Origin of the sequence: Mesorhizobium humile (genome assembly GCF_033977215.1) — a bacterium.
In the GTDB taxonomy this organism is placed as follows: Bacteria; Pseudomonadota; Alphaproteobacteria; order Rhizobiales; family Rhizobiaceae; genus Mesorhizobium; species Mesorhizobium humile.
On record NZ_JAVIIV010000028.1, the window covers coordinates 30,566 to 44,534 of the forward strand.

Genomic DNA, 13,969 nt, shown 5'->3' on the forward strand with positions numbered 1-13,969 from the left:
CGCGATCATACCCCCAGCACCTCGTGCAATTTCTCGGTGTGTGCCGCAAGCTCGCCCACCGGGAAACCTTCCACCACCCTGCCGTGGTCCATCAGGTAGAAGCGGTCGGCGATGCGGGCGGCGAAGCGGAAATTCTGCTCGACCAGCAGGATGGTCATGCCGCGCTTCTTCAGCGTCGCCAATAATTCCCCGATGCGCTGCACGATGACCGGCGCCAGGCCCTCGGTCGGCTCGTCGAGCAAAAGCATCTCGACGCCGGTCCTCAAGATGCGGGCGATGGCCAGCATCTGCTGCTCGCCGCCGGACAGTTTTGTCCCCTGGCTGTTGCGGCGCTCCTTCAGATTGGGGAAGAGCTCGAAGATCTCCTCGACGCTCATGCCGCCCTTGGCGACCACCGGCGGCAGGATCAGGTTCTCGTCGACGGTGAGGGTCGCGAAGATGCCGCGCTCCTCCGGCACGAAGCCGATGCCCTGATGCGCGACGCGGTGCAGCGGCAGGCGGATCAGGTCCTTGCCGTTGAAGGTAACGGAGCCGGTACGCTTGCGGATCAGCCCCATGATGGCGCGCAGCGTCGTCGTCTTGCCGACGCCGTTGCGGCCAAGCAGCGTGACGGTCTCGCCGCGCATGACATCGAAATCGACGCCGTGCAGTGCATGGCCTTCGCCGTACCAGGCATGGAGGTCGCGCACGGTAAGCAGCGGCTCACTCATGCTCGGTCCCCCCATGCTCGGTGCCCATGTAGGCGACCCTCACGCGCTCGTCCTGGCTGACGGTGGCGTAGTCGCCGGCGGCCAGCACCTGGCCGCGCTGCATGACGGTGATCCAGTCGCAGAGGTCGGCAACCACGGTGAGGTTGTGCTCGACCATCAGCACGGCGCGGTCCTTGGCCAGCGAGCGGATGATGCCGGAGATCATACCGACATCCTCATGCCCCATGCCGGCCATCGGCTCGTCGAGCAGAAGCACCTTCGGGTCGAGCGCCAGCGTGGTCGCGATCTCCAGCACACGCTTCCTGCCATAGGAGAGATCGCCGGCGAGCCGATGCGCCGCGTCGTCCAGCCCGACGATGGCGAGCAGCTCGCGCGCCCTTGGCGTCAACTGGTCAAGCGCGGCGACCGGGCGCCAGAACTGGTAGCCGAGCCCGGCCGGGCGCTGCAGCGCCACGCGCACATTGTCGAGCACGGAAAGATGCGGAAAGATCGCCGAGATCTGGAAGGAACGGACGAGGCCCATGCGCGCCACTTTCGCCGGCGGCGTGCGGGTGATGTCGGTGCCGAGCAGTTCGATCCTGCCGCTGGTCGGCTGCAGGAATTTGGTCAACAGGTTGAAGATGGTCGTCTTGCCGGCGCCGTTCGGGCCGATCAGCGCATGGATCTTGGCGTGATGGATGTCGAGGTCGACATCCTTCACCGCGACGAAGCCGGCGAAGTCGCGCCTCAAACCGCGGGCGGAAAGCACCACCCGCGGCGTCTCATCGGCGCTGTCCGGCCGGACAGCGGTGGCGGTGTCGAGCGTCACTTGGTGACGAGCGGGCAGCCGCTGTCTTCGGCCTTCATGAAGGCCTTGTCGCCCGGAATGGTCGCCAGATAGGTGTAGTAGTCCCAGTCCTTCTTCGACTCTTCCGGCTTCTTGACCTGATAGAGATACATGTCGTGCACCATCGAGCCGTCGGCCTGCACCTTGCCGTTGGCGGTGAAGACGTCGTTGACCGGCATTTCATGCAGCTCCTTGGCGACCGCCTCGGTCTCGTCGGTGCCGGCCTTGTCGATGGCCTTGAGATACTGCGTCACCGCCGAATAGGTGCCGGCCTGGATCATGTTCGGCATGCGGTTGGTGCGCTTGAAGAAGCGCTGGGCGAATTCGCGGCTCTTGTCGTCACGGTCCCAGTAGAAGCCTTCGGTCAGCACCACGCCCTGCGCCGCCTGGAGGCCCAGCCCATGCACTTCGGCGAGCGTGAAGAGAAGTGCCGCCAGCCGCTGGCCGCCCGCGACGATGCCGAATTCGGCCGCCTGCTTGATCGAATTGGACGTGTCGAGGCCGGCATTGGCAAGCCCGACGATCTTGGCGCCGGAGGACTGCGCCTGGAGCAGGAAGGAGGAATAGTCGGTGGAGCCGAGCGGATAGCGCACCTCGCCCAGCACCTTGCCGCCGCTGGATTCGACGAGCTTGGCGGTCTGGTCCTTCAGCGAATAGCCGAAAGCATAGTCGACGGTGATGAAATACCAGCTGTCGCCTCCCTGCTTGACCAGCTCGCCGCCGGTGCCGACGGCCTGCGAGTGCGTGTCATAGGCCCAGTGGAAGCCGTAGGGCGAGCACTGCTTGCCGGTGAGGTCGGTGGAGGCCGCGCCGGTGACGATGTCGATCTTCTTCTTTTCCTTGGAAATGCCCTGGACGGCCAAGGCCACGGAGGACGTCGTGAGCTCCATGATCGCGTCGACCTGCTCGGTGTCATACCACTGGCGGGCGATGTTGGAGGCGATATCGGCCTTGTTCTGGTGGTCGGCGCTGACGATCTCGATCGGCGCGTCCTGCACCTTGCCGCCGAAATCCTCGACCGCCATCTTGGCGGCTTCGACCGACCATTTGCCGCCGAAATCGGCATAGACGCCCGACTGGTCGTTGAGGATGCCGATCTTGACCTTGCCGTCGGAAACTTCGCCGGCCGCCGCCGGCATTGCAGATGCCGCAAGCAGCGCGGCCGAGACGAGATAGGATGCTTTCACTGGTGGTTCCTCCCATATGGCAACCACGGAAACGCGGCTGCCTCGTGATGGTTCAACAGTTCCGTCCGGTATCCGTGGAAAATCCGGGCTCGCGCCCCGCTCGCTCTCCTCTGCCGATCACGCCGCAGCCCTGGCCGCGCGAAACCTAGCATCACATTTCACGGGCCTGGAATGCTATTTTCGTAGCATGGCGCAGGTCACGGCAGCGTGATCTTCCGGCAGCCTCAACCGAGGCCAAGCGGCGCCGCCACCTCTCGGCCGCTCATGTTGCTGTCGAAGACCTTGGTGCCGGGATCGAAGCGCTTGGCTTCGGACAGCGGACCGACGACGACCGGGTCGAAGCCGGCGTCTGTCACCAGACGCTCCGCGAGCGCCAGCGCTTCGGCATCGTCGCCGGCAAGCGGGATGCCGATGCGGTCACCGGCGCGATGCGCCTCGCTGCCCAGCGTCGTCCACATCACCGTCGAGAAGGCGCGCACCAGTTTTGCGCGTGGCAGCAGCGGCGCGACGGCAAAGGCGACGCCATCAGGCCGCGCGAGCGCGGCATCGCCGAAGGCGCCATCGCGCGGCGGATCGGGAACCGTGGCGTCGAGCAGGACCTTGTCGCCGAGCTCGCCCCCGATTTCGCCGGCAATGTCCGGCCAGGCGCGGAACGGGATGGCGGCGAGAACCGCATCCGCCCCATGCACGGCTTCGAGCGCAGAGGCGGCGGTGGCCTTGCCGCCAAGCCCGGCAATCAGCGAGGCCAGCCGCGCGGGATGACGCACGCCGAAGGTCACGTCATGCCCGGCTTGCGCCCAAAGGCGACCGACGGTGCCGCCGATCATGCCTGCGCCAAGGATTCCGATCTTCATGTTCGCCTCCTTCGAATTCGTTGAGCGGCCGCTCACCACGGCAGCCGCTTGCCATCGCGGAAAAAGCCGCCGGTCGGGCCGTCGTCGGGCAAGGTCGCGGCCCAGACGATGCCGGCGGCTCCCTGCGCGACCGGGCGTCCGCCGGGGCCGCCCATGTCGGTGGCAACCCAGCCGGGGCAGATCGAGTTGACCAGCACGCCGGCGCCACGCAGCTCCGCGGCCAGGATGCGGGTCAGCGCGTTCAGTGTCGCCTTGCTGGTGGAATAGGCCGGCGCGCCGGCGCCCATCGAGGCGAGCGAGCCGCCCTCCGATGAGACGTTGACCAGGCGGCCATGACCAGAAGCGGCAAGCAGCGGCGCGAAGGCGGCCGCGACGCGCCAGGCGCCGAAGACATTGGTCTCGAAGGCCTCGCGGATCATCGTCCAGTCGGGTTTTAGCGCCTGCGCCGAAGGGTCGTAGTGGATCGCGGCATTGTTGACCAAAATGTCGAGCCAGCCGAAGCGGCGCTCGACTTCGGCCGCGGCGCGGGCCGCAGCCTCGGGCGCGGCGACATCCAGCGCGATGGCCTCGACCTTGCCGCCAAGCCGCTTCGCCGCCACCTCGCCCTTGGCAAGGTCGCGCACGCCGATCAGCACGGTGAATCCGAGTTCCGCAAGCTGACGCGCCGTTTCCAGGCCGATGCCACGGTTGCCGCCGGTGACAAACGCCACCTTGCCGGAATGATTTGTGTGGCTGGTCATTGCTCTTGCTCCTTCGGTTCTTTGTACCGCCTGAAAGATCGCATCGATTGCGCTGTTTGATTAGAGTGAAGGGTCTGCAATCATTATGCGGCATGGCTCATGAGTGACGATCCTGAACGAGCTGGAAACGCGCTCGCCGCGGCAGAGGTGTAACCGCGCTGCCCTTCGCCGGTCGCCACGCGGCCACCCGCGCCCATTCCAGGAGCGAGGGCCTCGCCAGACACGATCCAGAAACAAGATTCAACAGTCGGGAAAAACTCGCGAAAAGTCGGGCTGTCATAAGCGGTACCGGAGCAGCCGATGATTTGCGGCGCGCGACACGAAGACATCGTTCTCAACCAAGGAATGCCGATTATGAAAAAGACCATTCTTTCCGCACTCGGCCTTGCCGTCGCGCTCGCTTTCGCGGTGCCGGCGCTCGGCACCACCGAAGCCAACGCCGCCGCGACGACCGCAGCGACAACGACTGCTCCGGCCGCGACCACCGAAGCCGCGAAGCCGGCAGCGACCGAGGCCGCCAAGCCGGCCAGCAATAGCCCGCACAAGAAGCATCACCGCAAGCATCACCGTCATCATGCCCGCAAGCATCATCACGTGAAGAAGCACGCGAAGCATCATGCCAAGAAGCATCACGTGAAGAAGCACCACGTGCGCAAGCACCATGTGAAGAAGCATGTTGCGAAGAAGGCCGCATAAGGCTTGACGCTTTCGAACTTCATGACCGGATGATCCGGGACCGCTTTGCAAAGGGTTCAGGATCATCGCTTCCCGAAAACGCCGCCCTCCCTTCCGGGCGGCGTTTTTGTTTGCGGTGTCAATGAGGCATGATCTTTTCCGAAAACCGGCAACCACTTTTCGGGATCATGCCTTCTTCTGCGGGTGGATCGTCTCGCCGCGCTTCAGCATCGCCACCAGATCGGCGATCTTCTTCTTGCGCCCAGCCTCGGTCTTCATGTTGTGGGTGCGGAAGGCGAGCGAGAAGCGGTTCTGCGCCGAAAGTTTTTCCAGCATCGCTTTTGCCTTCGGTTCGGCATCGATCGCGGCCTGCAGGTCGGGCGGGATCGTCATCTGCCTCGACCCGCCATAGGCGCGGTCCCAGCGACCGTCGGCCTTGGCCGCCTCGACCTCGCGCAGGCCGTGCTCGGTCATGCGGCCCGCCTCGACCAGGCGCGCGACATTGTCGATGTTGATCTTGCTCCAGATGCTTTTCCTGCCGCGCGGCGTATAGCGCTGCAGGAAACTCTTGTCGTCGAGCGACTTGCGCACCGCGTCGATCCAGCCGAAGCAGAGCACGACGTCGATCGCCTCCTTCGGTGTGATCGAGGCGAGACCGGAACCAACCTTGTGGACCTTGATCCAGACCTCGCTTTCGCCGGCGTGGTTGTCGGAGAGCCACGCATAGAAGCTTTCGGCATCGGGGAATTCGCGCACTTTTGCTGGATCGACTTTGATGGGGGCCATCGTCACCTCGTTTTGCTTCCAGACAGTCTGGACGATTCCTCGCGTTTTGTAGCCGCCACTGTTGCCAGCTCCTGTCAGCAGACGGCTACAAGCGACCGATAAGTACTGTCCGGCCGGAACGCGCCGGCTCGGCGCCGCGTTCCTGCCTCATCGCAGTCGAACGGAGGATGAGTTCGATGGGTATCGAAACAATCTTCGCCCATGTCAGTTGTTCAAATCTCGAAGCCAGCACGCGATGGTACGAGAAGCTGTTCGGCAAGGCCCCTGCCCGCCGGCCAATGGCAGGGCTGGTCGAATGGCAGTTCACCGAAAGCGCGGAAGTGCAGCTCTTCGAAGACAAGGACAGAGCCGGCACCAGCACGCTGACCATTGGCGTCCTGCCGCTGGAGCCCGAACGCAAGCGGCTGGCCGATGCAGGCCTCAAGCCCGGCCCAGTCGAGGACGCGAAGGATTTCTACATCATGCGCATGCGCGATCCGGACGACAACCTCGTCGTCTTCGCCAGCGCCAAGCGGAACTGAGGGTGTCATCGGAGTCCCCGATAGGCCTATCGGTTTCTTCCGTTTCCGCTTGGAGCTTCCGGCTGCCACATGACCGTCCATGCAAAGGAAAGGCATGGACATGGACAAGCAAAAGATCCTGATCGTCGGCGGCAGCTCGGGCATGGGGCTGGCACTTGCCAGGCGCTGTCTCGATGAGGGCGCCGGCGTCATCATCGGCGGGCGTGGCGAGGCGAAGCTGAACGCGGCGCGGGAAGAGCTCAGCCGACCTGCCACGCTCGAAACGGCGGTGGTCGATATCAGCCGCGAGGATGAGGTTGCGGCGTTGTTTCAGCGTATCGGGCCGCTCGATCATATCGTCAGCACAGCCGCCGCAATCGAAGGCGCGTACCGCCTGTTGCCCGAGATCGAGCTTTCAGCCGCGCAGCGGGTATTGGAAAGCAAGTTCTATGGGCCGCTGCTGCTTGCCAAGCACGGCGCGCCGAAGCTGCCGCCGACCGGCTCGCTCACCTTCGTCTCTGGTATCGCGGCCTATCGGCCGGCGGCGCGCGGTTCGGTGGTCGCGGCCGTCAACGCGGCGCTGGAAGGGCTGGTGAGGGCGCTGGCCGTGGAGCTCGCGCCGATCCGCGTCAACGCCGTCTCGCCAGGCTGGGTCGACACGCCGATCTGGAAGTTCGTCGCCGGCGACAGAAAGGCTGAGACCCTGTCCTCCATGGCGGAGCGGTTGCCCGCGGGGCGGGTCGGAAGGCCCGACGACATTGCCGACGCGATCCGTTTCCTGATCGGCAATGGCTTTACGACGGGGGAGACGCTGCATGTCGAGGGCGGGCACCGGCTGGTGTGACCGGGGCGAAGCCCTCTCCTATGGCGGTGAGCAGCGCCTTCAGCGCCGGCGGCTGGACGCGGCGGCGGCGCCAAATCATCACGATGTCAGCCGAGCGGACCGGGCCGGGCCAGGCAAGCTCGGCGACCTCGCCGCGATCGATCGCGGCGGCGACCGCGAGACGCGGCACCAGGCCAAAGCCTGCGCCGGCCGCCACAAGCCCGGCTATGGCGTCGATGCTGCCGGCTTCGGCGGCGAGGCTGGGCTTGCCGAGACCTGCCTCGGCGAACGCCTTGTCGACCATGGCGCGGTAGACGCAGCCAGCCTCGGTGGCGACGAAATGCTTTTCGGCCAGCGCCGCCAGATCGACGTCCGCCCGGTTGTCGCCGGGCGGCGCGATCAGCGCAAGCGGCTCGACCGCCACCACGCGCCTGGCCAGGCGCCGGTCCGGCGCGCTGGCATCTTCAAGCTCGGGCGGTCGCTCGAAGCAGAAGGCGACGTCGACCTCGCCGTCGCCCAGCCGGCGCAGCAACTCGCCGCTGCCGGCCACCTTAAGCTTGATGTCGATGCCGGCATGCGCGGCGCGGAAACCGGCGAGCCAGCCGGCAAGTCTTGCCGAGGCGATCGTTTCCAGCGCGCCGATCGCCAGGCTGCCGGCCGCCTCGGCCCTCGTGGCATCGATGGCGGCGCGAGCGTCGTCGGCGAGCGCCAGCAAGTCCTCGGCATAGGGTTTCAGCGCCTCGCCCACCGGCGTCAGAGCGAGCCCCTGCCGCGAGCGGGTGAACAGGCTGGCGCCAAGCTCTGTCTCCAGCGCCTGGATCTGGTCGCTGACGCTCGACTGGGCGAGATTGACCTCCTGCGCCGCGCGCGTGACGTTGCGCGTTCGCGCGACCGCCAGAAAAGTCTTCAGCAGCCTGGGATGCATCGGCGCTTCAGGGCTACTGCAGCTGCGGCTTCTTCAGGAAGGAATTGCGGTCGGCCGATTTGACGCGCAGCCAGGTCTCGCGGCCGTCGCGCACGACGCGCAGCGGAATTTCCGCGCCGGCCGGGTTCTGCCAGAGTTTTCTGTAGAAATCGGCCAGACCGTCGACCTCGCCATCGCGCACGTCGGAGATGATGTCGCCCTGGCGGAGCCCCGCCTTCGCCGCTGGACCGCCTTCGGCCACGCTCATCACCACCACCATGCCGTTCGACTCGGCCGAGAAGGCGCCGAGCCACGGACGCGGCGCCTTGGCCGCCTGGCCGCGTTTGATGAGATCGTCGAGGATCGGCGTCAGAAGATCGATGGGAACGACCATGTTGATGTCGGCCACCTCGCCGGCGCGGCTCATCTGCAGACGCAGCGAGCCGATGCCGAGCAGCTTGCCGTCGCGATCGAACAGCGCGGCCCCGCCCCAGGACGGATGCGCGGGCGTGATGAAGATCGCCTCGTCGATCAGATATTCCCAATAGCCGGCGAATTCCTGCTTGGTGACGATGTGGGCGTCGACCTGCTGGCCGATGCCGTCGGCGAGCGTCACCGCATCGCCGACATTGGCCTTTCTGGCGTTACCGAACTGCACAGCCGGGAGGTTGAGCGGCGACAGCGCCTGCACAAGGCCGAAGCCGGTTTCCTGGTCGTAGGCAAGCGCGTGCGCCGCCACCACGCGGCCGTCCTGGTCGGTCAGCCACACTTCCTCGGCCTCGGTGATGAGATAGCCGATGGTGAGCACCAGGCCATTGTCGCGGATCACCACGCCGCTGCCTTCGCGGCGCGTGCCGAGCGCATTGGCGGTGAAAGCGTCGTCCGGAACCATGGCGCGCACGGCAACGACGGAGCGCGAAATTTTCTCGATCGTCATCGATCCATCCTGGATTGCGGGTCTCTATCTATAAGTATGGCCGAAGGAGCGCGACGCAAGGGCGGATTTCCCCCTTTCGGGAACTGGCACAAGCGCTAGTTCAACGAAGGTTGAACTTTTTTCTTTGACCCGCGCGGAACCGCCCCTAAGTCTATCGGCATCCGTGGCAGACTTCCCGCCACTTGCGCAACACAAGGCCGCCAATATGGACCAATACATCCCGCCGAAAGTCTGGACCTGGAACAAGCCGAGTGGCGGCACGTTCGCCTCGATCAACCGGCCGATTGCGGGCCCGACGCATGAGAAGGAACTGCCGGTCGGCAAGCACCCCCTGCAGCTCTACTCGCTGGCCACGCCCAATGGCCAGAAGGTTACGATCATGCTGGAGGAGCTTCTGGCGCTCGGCCACAAGGGCGCGGAATATGACGCCTGGCTGATCAAGATCGGAGACGGCGACCAGTTCGGTAGCGGCTTCGTCAAGGTCAACCCGAACTCGAAGATCCCGGCGCTGATGGACCGCAGCGAGCCGAAGCCGGTGCGGGTGTTCGAGTCCGGCTCGATCCTCACCTATCTCGCGGAAAAGTTCGGCGAATTCCTGCCTACCGAGCGCGCGGCGCGCGCGGAAACCTTCTCGTGGCTGTTCTGGCAGATGGGCTCGGCGCCCTATCTCGGCGGCGGCTTCGGGCATTTCTATGCCTATGCGCCGGAAAAGATCGAATACGCCATCGACCGCTTTGCCATGGAGACCAAGCGGCAGATGGACGTGCTCGACCGGCGGCTGGCCGAAAGCGAATATCTTGCCGGCCCCGACTACACGATCGCCGACATGGCGGTGTGGCCATGGTATGGCGGGCTCGCCAAGGGCCGCAGCTACAACGACGCCCATCAGTTCCTCTCGGTGCATGAATACAAGAACGTGCAGCGCTGGGCCGACGCGATCGACGCAAGGCCGGCGGTAAGCCGCGGCCGCATGGTCAACCGCATGTCCGGCGATCCGGCCTTCCAGCTGCGCGAGCGTCACGACGCCAGCGACTTTGAGACGAAGACGCAGGACAAGCTGGAGGCGGCGGAGTAGCCCCGCCGACGCTCGTCATCCTCGGGCTTGACCCGAGGATCCATGCCGTGACGTGCGCCGAAGGGCGCAACGGAGCAGAATTCTTAACCGTTTCAACGCCTTAGCGTCACGGCATGGATCCTAGGGTCTGCGCGCGTCGCTGCGCTCCTTGCTTCGCCCTAGGATGACGAAGGCGAAGGTCGCCCGGAGATCAACTGTAGCTATCTCCCGTAAGTATATGTCACGCTCGCCTCGCCCAGCGCCTGGCTCTTGGCCGCGACCGACACCATCTCCGGCGACGGATTGTCCGGCGTGCGCAGCGTCTTTTCGCCCAGCGCATACAGCGTGAAGACATAGTGATGCTGGCCGCTGCCGGGTGGCGGGCATGGGCCGAAATAGCCGGCGCGGCCGACGCCGCCCTTGCCCGACACCGCCCCCTTGGGCATGCGCTTGCCGCCCTGCGCGCCGGCGCCCTCGCGCAAACCCTTGGCGCTAGCAGGGATGTTCCAGGCAAGCCAGTGCCAGAAACCCTTGCCGCCATTGGCGTCGGTGTCGAACATGGTGAGCGCGTAACTCCTGGTGCCGGCGGGCGGGTCCTTCCAGGCAAGCGCGATCGAGACGCTTTGTCCGCCGCAGCCAGCCTTGTCGCCGAGATATTTCGCATCCCATTTGCCGTCCGAAACGGACGGGCTGGAGATCTCGAAGGCCGCCGCATGGCCCGCGAAGGCGACAAGGGCAAGCATGGTGAAGCCGAGACGCAAGGTCGTCATCTGTGATCCTCCCTGGACAACATTAGCGTAGCGGAAAAGCGGCCCGAAAAAGGGCAAGTCGGCGCAGCGGCTCCCAGGAACAACGAAAAAGCCCCGCCGGTGGAGGCCGTCGGGGCTCTTTCGTTCGGACCATGGAGGTGCGACCCCAGGGTCGGGTCGATCCAGGGGGTGTTGGATCGGTCGCGACACTAGCCGAGGAATCGGCCGCGCGGACAATCACGGCTGCACACTACCAATCACGCCTGCGCGAGCTAGAGGTGACAGCAGGCTGCTGATCTTCCTCGAGGAGATCAGCCCCGCAGCAGCTTCGCCAGTCTCGGCACGCCTTCGTTCACAGCGCGGTCGTCGGCAAGCGTGAACGACATGCGCAGCGTGTCGCGGCCGGTGCCGTCGGCGAAGAAGGCGTTGCCCGGCACGAAGGCAACGCGCGCCTCCTTGACCGAACGCGCCAAGAGCTCGGTGGCGTCAGCGCCTTCCGGCAGCGTCAGCCAGACGAACATGCCGCCGTCGGGCCGACTCCAGGAAATGCCGTCGGGCATGTTGGCCTCCAGCGCAGAAAGCAGCGCGTCGCGGCGCTTGCGGTAGGCGCCGATCAGCTTGTCCACCTGGGCATCGAAGATGGTCTCGGCGACGCGATGCATGACCATCTGGTTGATCGACGGGCTGTGCAGGTCGGACGCCTGCTTCATCAGCACCAGCTTTTCCACCACATGATGAGGCGCGCAGACCCAGCCAACGCGCATGCCGGGCGACAGGATCTTCGAGAACGAGCCGCAATAGAGCGTGCGCGCCTTGTCGATGCCGCCGGAGCGGGCGCAGTCGAGTGCCAGGATCGGCGGCACGCCTTCGCCGTCATAGCGCAGCGCGCGGTAGGCGGCGTCCTCGATGACTGCGATGTCGAGCTCGCCGGCGAGATCGAGCACCGCCTCGCGCTGCTTGGCGTCAAGCGTGTTGCCGGTCGGATTGGCGAAATCCGGCACCAGATAGGCGAACTTCACCTTGCCGCCATTGGCGGCGGCGGCTGCGCGATAAGCCTCCGGTGTCATGTTGCCGCCAGCGGTGTTCAGCCGGTCATAGCGCGGCTCATAGGCGTTGAAGGCCTGCAACGCGCCGAGATAGGTCGGCCAGGTGACCAAGGCCGTGTCGCCAGGAGACAAGAACAGCTTGCCGAGATAGTCGAGCGCCTGCTGCGAGCCGGAGGTGATGAAGATGTTGCCCTCGTCGCATTGAACGCCGAGCTTGCCCATATGGGCGGCCAGCCATTTGCGCAGCGGCAGGAAACCTTCACTGACCTGGTACTGCAGCGCGGCCCCCGCCTCCTTGCCGCCGAGCACCGCCTGGTAGGCATCGCCAATGGCTTCGGCCGGAAACAGCGACGGGTCGGGAATGCCGCCAGCGAAGGAGATGATGTCCGGCTGGTCGAGCAGCTTCAACAGCTCGCGGATTTCGGAGGCCTTCATGCGCGAGGAGCGCGAGGCCAGAAGGTTCAACAGGGTCAAGGCGCGCCTCCCGAGCGGCAAATCAGCATTTAGGTCAACTTTACTGACCTATTATCAGGTTTTTTGGCCGAGTTGAATAGCCCAGCCGCGAAAACGCGCACAGGCCAACCTGGTCCCGGCCGGACCGACACCATCGGTCATCCCGCTCACCGAAACGTGACCTTGGATAAGTACTAGGATCCTCTAATTTATTTGCCGTCGGTGCTACTGATGAAGGCGCCCTGCTGTGGGGCTACAACGATGGGAGAACAAGGCCATGAAAACGAAGGCGGCATTTCTGAGCCTGCTGGCGGCGTCGGTCATCGCCGGCACGGCATTCGCCGGCATCCTTGACGAGCCAAAGATGATGGCTCCCTTCTTCACTGACAAGACGATGAAGACCATGAAGTCGGATGCCGACATGAAGAAGGTCTGGGCCAAGATGTCGAAGAAGCACCAGGCGTCGATGATGAAGGAATGCCAGGACGCGGCGATGAGCAAGCCGCATGCCGAATTCTGCGCCAAGCTGAACGCGCTGGCCGGCCACGCCTGAAATGGTTTCCAACCGTGGGTGGCGGACCGGGAGCGGACCGCCACCCCTGCCAGCCAGTCGATTCAAACATTTTAGCGATTGCGAATAGAAACCCGTTGCGCGAAAGCGCGAGCGGATGCAACCCTCGGCGTTGCGCTGCCCAACGAGCCCTTCCCCAACCTCAACGACCGCGCCAGCATCAAGAAGATCATCCGCGAGATGATCATCGGCTCCTACCTCATGCTGGCGGGCTGCGTCGTGGCCGCCGCGCTGGTGGTCGGCGCGCTGTGGTGGTGGCTGGGGTAGCGCCAGCTGCTCTCGACGGCCGACAGGCCCCGGCACGACGCATGGCGGGATTGTCGTTACATTAGAAAAAGCGCATATTATTGGAGGCCGAAGCCATGCTCCGGCTGGACCGCCGTGGCCATGTTCTCCCGGCGGTCCACGGACCAGGTCAAATGTCACAGAAAAACCGGCAAGTCCGCGCTGCGCAAGCGGCCGGGCGGTCGTGATATCTGGAGGAGGATCCCATGAAGGTTACCATACTGGCGACATACGAACCCCATGCCGCCAAAGGGCTGATGCAAGGATCGAACCGGGAGGCCGCAATCAAGGCGCTCTTTGAAAGCGTGGGCGGCAAGATGAGCAGCCTGATGTTCACGCGCGGCATCTACGACGTCATCGTCAATGGCGAGGTACCGGACCAGATTGCCGGGATGGGCATGACGCTTGCGGTGCGGGCAAGCGGTTCGGTGAGCGACCTCGTCGTCCTGGAAGAACTCGACATGAAGGCCGTGATCGCGGCCGCCAACAAGGCCGCCGGCGCCTACAAGCCGGCCGGCTGACCTCAAACCGATCGGAGGACCCCATGACCGCCTATAACGTAGTCCGCTTTCGCACCAAGCCAGGCAAGGAAAAAGCCTTCGTCGATGCGCACGAAAAGGTCTCGCTGAACGCCAAGGGCTTTCGCAAAGGTGCCCTTATCAAGACCGGCGAGCGCACATTCTGCATGGTCGGCGAATGGAAAGACATGGACAGTCTCGCCGCGGCGCGCCCGATGATGATCGGCGTTCTCGACACCTTCCGCGACATGCTCGAGGACCTCGGCGGCGATCTCGGCGTGACGGATCCAGTGTCGGGGACGGTCGTCGCGGAAATAGGCTGACGCAACCCATCGGCGAAGGCCGGGCCGG

Annotated in this window: 18 protein-coding genes; 8 read left to right on the forward strand and 10 right to left on the reverse strand. The window is 64.9% G+C overall.

The features are described 5' to 3' along the window. Nucleotides 1–5: 5 nt before the first annotated feature. From RFM52_RS29110 to RFM52_RS29130, 5 genes are all read right to left on the reverse strand, one after another. Nucleotides 6–710, reverse strand: coding sequence for an ABC transporter ATP-binding protein (locus RFM52_RS29110; protein ID WP_320298410.1), 705 nt, complete (start codon nt 708–710; stop codon nt 6–8). Further along, a complete protein-coding gene (locus RFM52_RS29115) occupies nt 703–1,518 on the reverse strand; it encodes an ABC transporter ATP-binding protein (RefSeq protein WP_320298411.1) in 816 nt (271 codons plus the stop codon). The genes RFM52_RS29110 and RFM52_RS29115 overlap by 8 nt, the downstream gene beginning before the upstream one ends. After that, a complete protein-coding gene (locus tag RFM52_RS29120; RefSeq protein ID WP_320298412.1) occupies nt 1,515–2,723 on the reverse strand; it encodes an ABC transporter substrate-binding protein in 1,209 nt (402 codons plus the stop codon). Before RFM52_RS29120 ends, RFM52_RS29115 begins: the two co-directional genes overlap by 4 nt. A gap of 224 nt (nt 2,724–2,947) precedes the next feature. Beyond that, nucleotides 2,948–3,577 (reverse strand): NADPH-dependent F420 reductase, encoded by a 630-nt coding sequence (locus tag RFM52_RS29125; protein WP_320298413.1) that lies wholly within the window; start codon nt 3,575–3,577, stop codon nt 2,948–2,950. Between the two features lie 32 nt (nt 3,578–3,609). Next, nucleotides 3,610–4,317 (reverse strand): SDR family NAD(P)-dependent oxidoreductase, encoded by a 708-nt coding sequence (locus RFM52_RS29130; RefSeq protein ID WP_320298414.1) that lies wholly within the window; start codon nt 4,315–4,317, stop codon nt 3,610–3,612. 300 nt (nt 4,318–4,617) lie between these two features. Here RFM52_RS29130 and RFM52_RS29135 point away from each other — a divergent pair, with 300 nt between their 5' ends. Next, nucleotides 4,618–5,013 carry a hypothetical protein gene (locus tag RFM52_RS29135; RefSeq protein ID WP_320298415.1) on the forward strand — a complete coding sequence of 132 codons (396 nt, stop codon included), beginning with the start codon at nt 4,618–4,620 and terminating at the stop codon, nt 5,011–5,013. A gap of 165 nt (nt 5,014–5,178) precedes the next feature. Here the strand turns inward: RFM52_RS29135 and RFM52_RS29140 are convergent, their stop codons facing one another. Further along, entirely contained in the window at nt 5,179–5,778 is a 600-nt protein-coding gene (locus RFM52_RS29140; protein ID WP_320298416.1) for a YdeI/OmpD-associated family protein, read from the reverse strand. A 176-nt stretch (nt 5,779–5,954) separates the two neighbouring features. Between RFM52_RS29140 and RFM52_RS29145 the strand changes: the two genes are divergently transcribed. Then, on the forward strand, nt 5,955–6,299 hold the full coding sequence (locus RFM52_RS29145) for a VOC family protein (RefSeq protein ID WP_320298417.1): 345 nt from the start codon (nt 5,955–5,957) through the stop codon (nt 6,297–6,299). 94 nt (nt 6,300–6,393) lie between these two features. Then, nucleotides 6,394–7,122 carry an SDR family oxidoreductase gene (locus RFM52_RS29150; protein WP_320298418.1) on the forward strand — a complete coding sequence of 243 codons (729 nt, stop codon included), beginning with the start codon at nt 6,394–6,396 and terminating at the stop codon, nt 7,120–7,122. Here RFM52_RS29150 and RFM52_RS29155 read toward each other — a convergent pair. Further along, nucleotides 7,073–8,026 carry a LysR family transcriptional regulator gene (locus RFM52_RS29155; RefSeq protein WP_320298419.1) on the reverse strand — a complete coding sequence of 318 codons (954 nt, stop codon included), beginning with the start codon at nt 8,024–8,026 and terminating at the stop codon, nt 7,073–7,075. The two genes, RFM52_RS29150 and RFM52_RS29155, sit on opposite strands and share 50 nt — an antisense overlap. Before the next feature lie 13 nt (nt 8,027–8,039). Beyond that, on the reverse strand, nt 8,040–8,942 hold the full coding sequence (locus RFM52_RS29160) for a S1C family serine protease (protein ID WP_320298420.1): 903 nt from the start codon (nt 8,940–8,942) through the stop codon (nt 8,040–8,042). Nucleotides 8,943–9,147: 205 nt separating this feature from the next. Here RFM52_RS29160 and yghU point away from each other — a divergent pair, with 205 nt between their 5' ends. Further along, entirely contained in the window at nt 9,148–10,017 is an 870-nt protein-coding gene (yghU, locus tag RFM52_RS29165) for a glutathione-dependent disulfide-bond oxidoreductase (protein WP_320298421.1), read from the forward strand. Nucleotides 10,018–10,217: 200 nt separating this feature from the next. Here yghU and RFM52_RS29170 read toward each other — a convergent pair whose 3' ends face one another. Together RFM52_RS29170 and RFM52_RS29175 are read right to left on the reverse strand one after the other, a co-directional pair. Further along, the gene (locus RFM52_RS29170) at nt 10,218–10,766 is read right to left on the reverse strand and encodes a YbhB/YbcL family Raf kinase inhibitor-like protein (RefSeq protein ID WP_320298422.1); all 549 of its coding nucleotides are present in this window, start codon (nt 10,764–10,766) and stop codon (nt 10,218–10,220) included. A 290-nt stretch (nt 10,767–11,056) separates the two neighbouring features. Continuing rightward, entirely contained in the window at nt 11,057–12,226 is a 1,170-nt protein-coding gene (locus tag RFM52_RS29175) for an aminotransferase-like domain-containing protein (protein ID WP_320298449.1), read from the reverse strand. Nucleotides 12,227–12,521: 295 nt separating this feature from the next. On the opposite strand from RFM52_RS29175, the gene RFM52_RS29180 reads away from it, so the two are divergent. The 4 genes from RFM52_RS29180 (at nt 12,522) to RFM52_RS29195 (ending at nt 13,941) form a co-directional block, all read left to right on the forward strand. Further along, entirely contained in the window at nt 12,522–12,797 is a 276-nt protein-coding gene (locus tag RFM52_RS29180) for a hypothetical protein (protein WP_320298423.1), read from the forward strand. 78 nt (nt 12,798–12,875) lie between these two features. After that, the gene (locus RFM52_RS29185) at nt 12,876–13,082 is read left to right on the forward strand and encodes a hypothetical protein (RefSeq protein ID WP_320298424.1); all 207 of its coding nucleotides are present in this window, start codon (nt 12,876–12,878) and stop codon (nt 13,080–13,082) included. 224 nt (nt 13,083–13,306) lie between these two features. Continuing rightward, on the forward strand, nt 13,307–13,621 hold the full coding sequence (locus RFM52_RS29190) for a GYD domain-containing protein (protein WP_320298425.1): 315 nt from the start codon (nt 13,307–13,309) through the stop codon (nt 13,619–13,621). Nucleotides 13,622–13,644: 23 nt separating this feature from the next. Then, nucleotides 13,645–13,941 carry a putative quinol monooxygenase gene (locus RFM52_RS29195; protein WP_320298426.1) on the forward strand — a complete coding sequence of 99 codons (297 nt, stop codon included), beginning with the start codon at nt 13,645–13,647 and terminating at the stop codon, nt 13,939–13,941. Nucleotides 13,942–13,969 lie beyond the last annotated feature (28 nt).

Coding starts and splice junctions, on each gene's coding strand:
- RFM52_RS29175 (WP_320298449.1), bottom strand. CDS start 12,226: ATGAAGGCCTCCGAAATCCGCGAGCTGTTGAAGCTGCTCGACCAGCCG.
- RFM52_RS29140 (WP_320298416.1), bottom strand. CDS start 5,778: ATGGCCCCCATCAAAGTCGATCCAGCAAAAGTGCGCGAATTCCCCGAT.
- RFM52_RS29125 (WP_320298413.1), bottom strand. CDS start 3,577: ATGAAGATCGGAATCCTTGGCGCAGGCATGATCGGCGGCACCGTCGGT.
- yghU (WP_320298421.1), top strand. CDS start 9,148: ATGGACCAATACATCCCGCCGAAAGTCTGGACCTGGAACAAGCCGAGT.
- RFM52_RS29170 (WP_320298422.1), bottom strand. CDS start 10,766: ATGACGACCTTGCGTCTCGGCTTCACCATGCTTGCCCTTGTCGCCTTC.
- RFM52_RS29135 (WP_320298415.1), top strand. CDS start 4,618: ATGATTTGCGGCGCGCGACACGAAGACATCGTTCTCAACCAAGGAATG.
- RFM52_RS29195 (WP_320298426.1), top strand. CDS start 13,645: ATGACCGCCTATAACGTAGTCCGCTTTCGCACCAAGCCAGGCAAGGAA.
- RFM52_RS29145 (WP_320298417.1), top strand. CDS start 5,955: ATGGGTATCGAAACAATCTTCGCCCATGTCAGTTGTTCAAATCTCGAA.
- RFM52_RS29155 (WP_320298419.1), bottom strand. CDS start 8,026: ATGCATCCCAGGCTGCTGAAGACTTTTCTGGCGGTCGCGCGAACGCGC.
- RFM52_RS29180 (WP_320298423.1), top strand. CDS start 12,522: ATGAAAACGAAGGCGGCATTTCTGAGCCTGCTGGCGGCGTCGGTCATC.
- RFM52_RS29130 (WP_320298414.1), bottom strand. CDS start 4,317: ATGACCAGCCACACAAATCATTCCGGCAAGGTGGCGTTTGTCACCGGC.
- RFM52_RS29160 (WP_320298420.1), bottom strand. CDS start 8,942: ATGACGATCGAGAAAATTTCGCGCTCCGTCGTTGCCGTGCGCGCCATG.
- RFM52_RS29190 (WP_320298425.1), top strand. CDS start 13,307: ATGAAGGTTACCATACTGGCGACATACGAACCCCATGCCGCCAAAGGG.
- RFM52_RS29150 (WP_320298418.1), top strand. CDS start 6,394: ATGGACATGGACAAGCAAAAGATCCTGATCGTCGGCGGCAGCTCGGGC.
- RFM52_RS29110 (WP_320298410.1), bottom strand. CDS start 710: ATGAGTGAGCCGCTGCTTACCGTGCGCGACCTCCATGCCTGGTACGGC.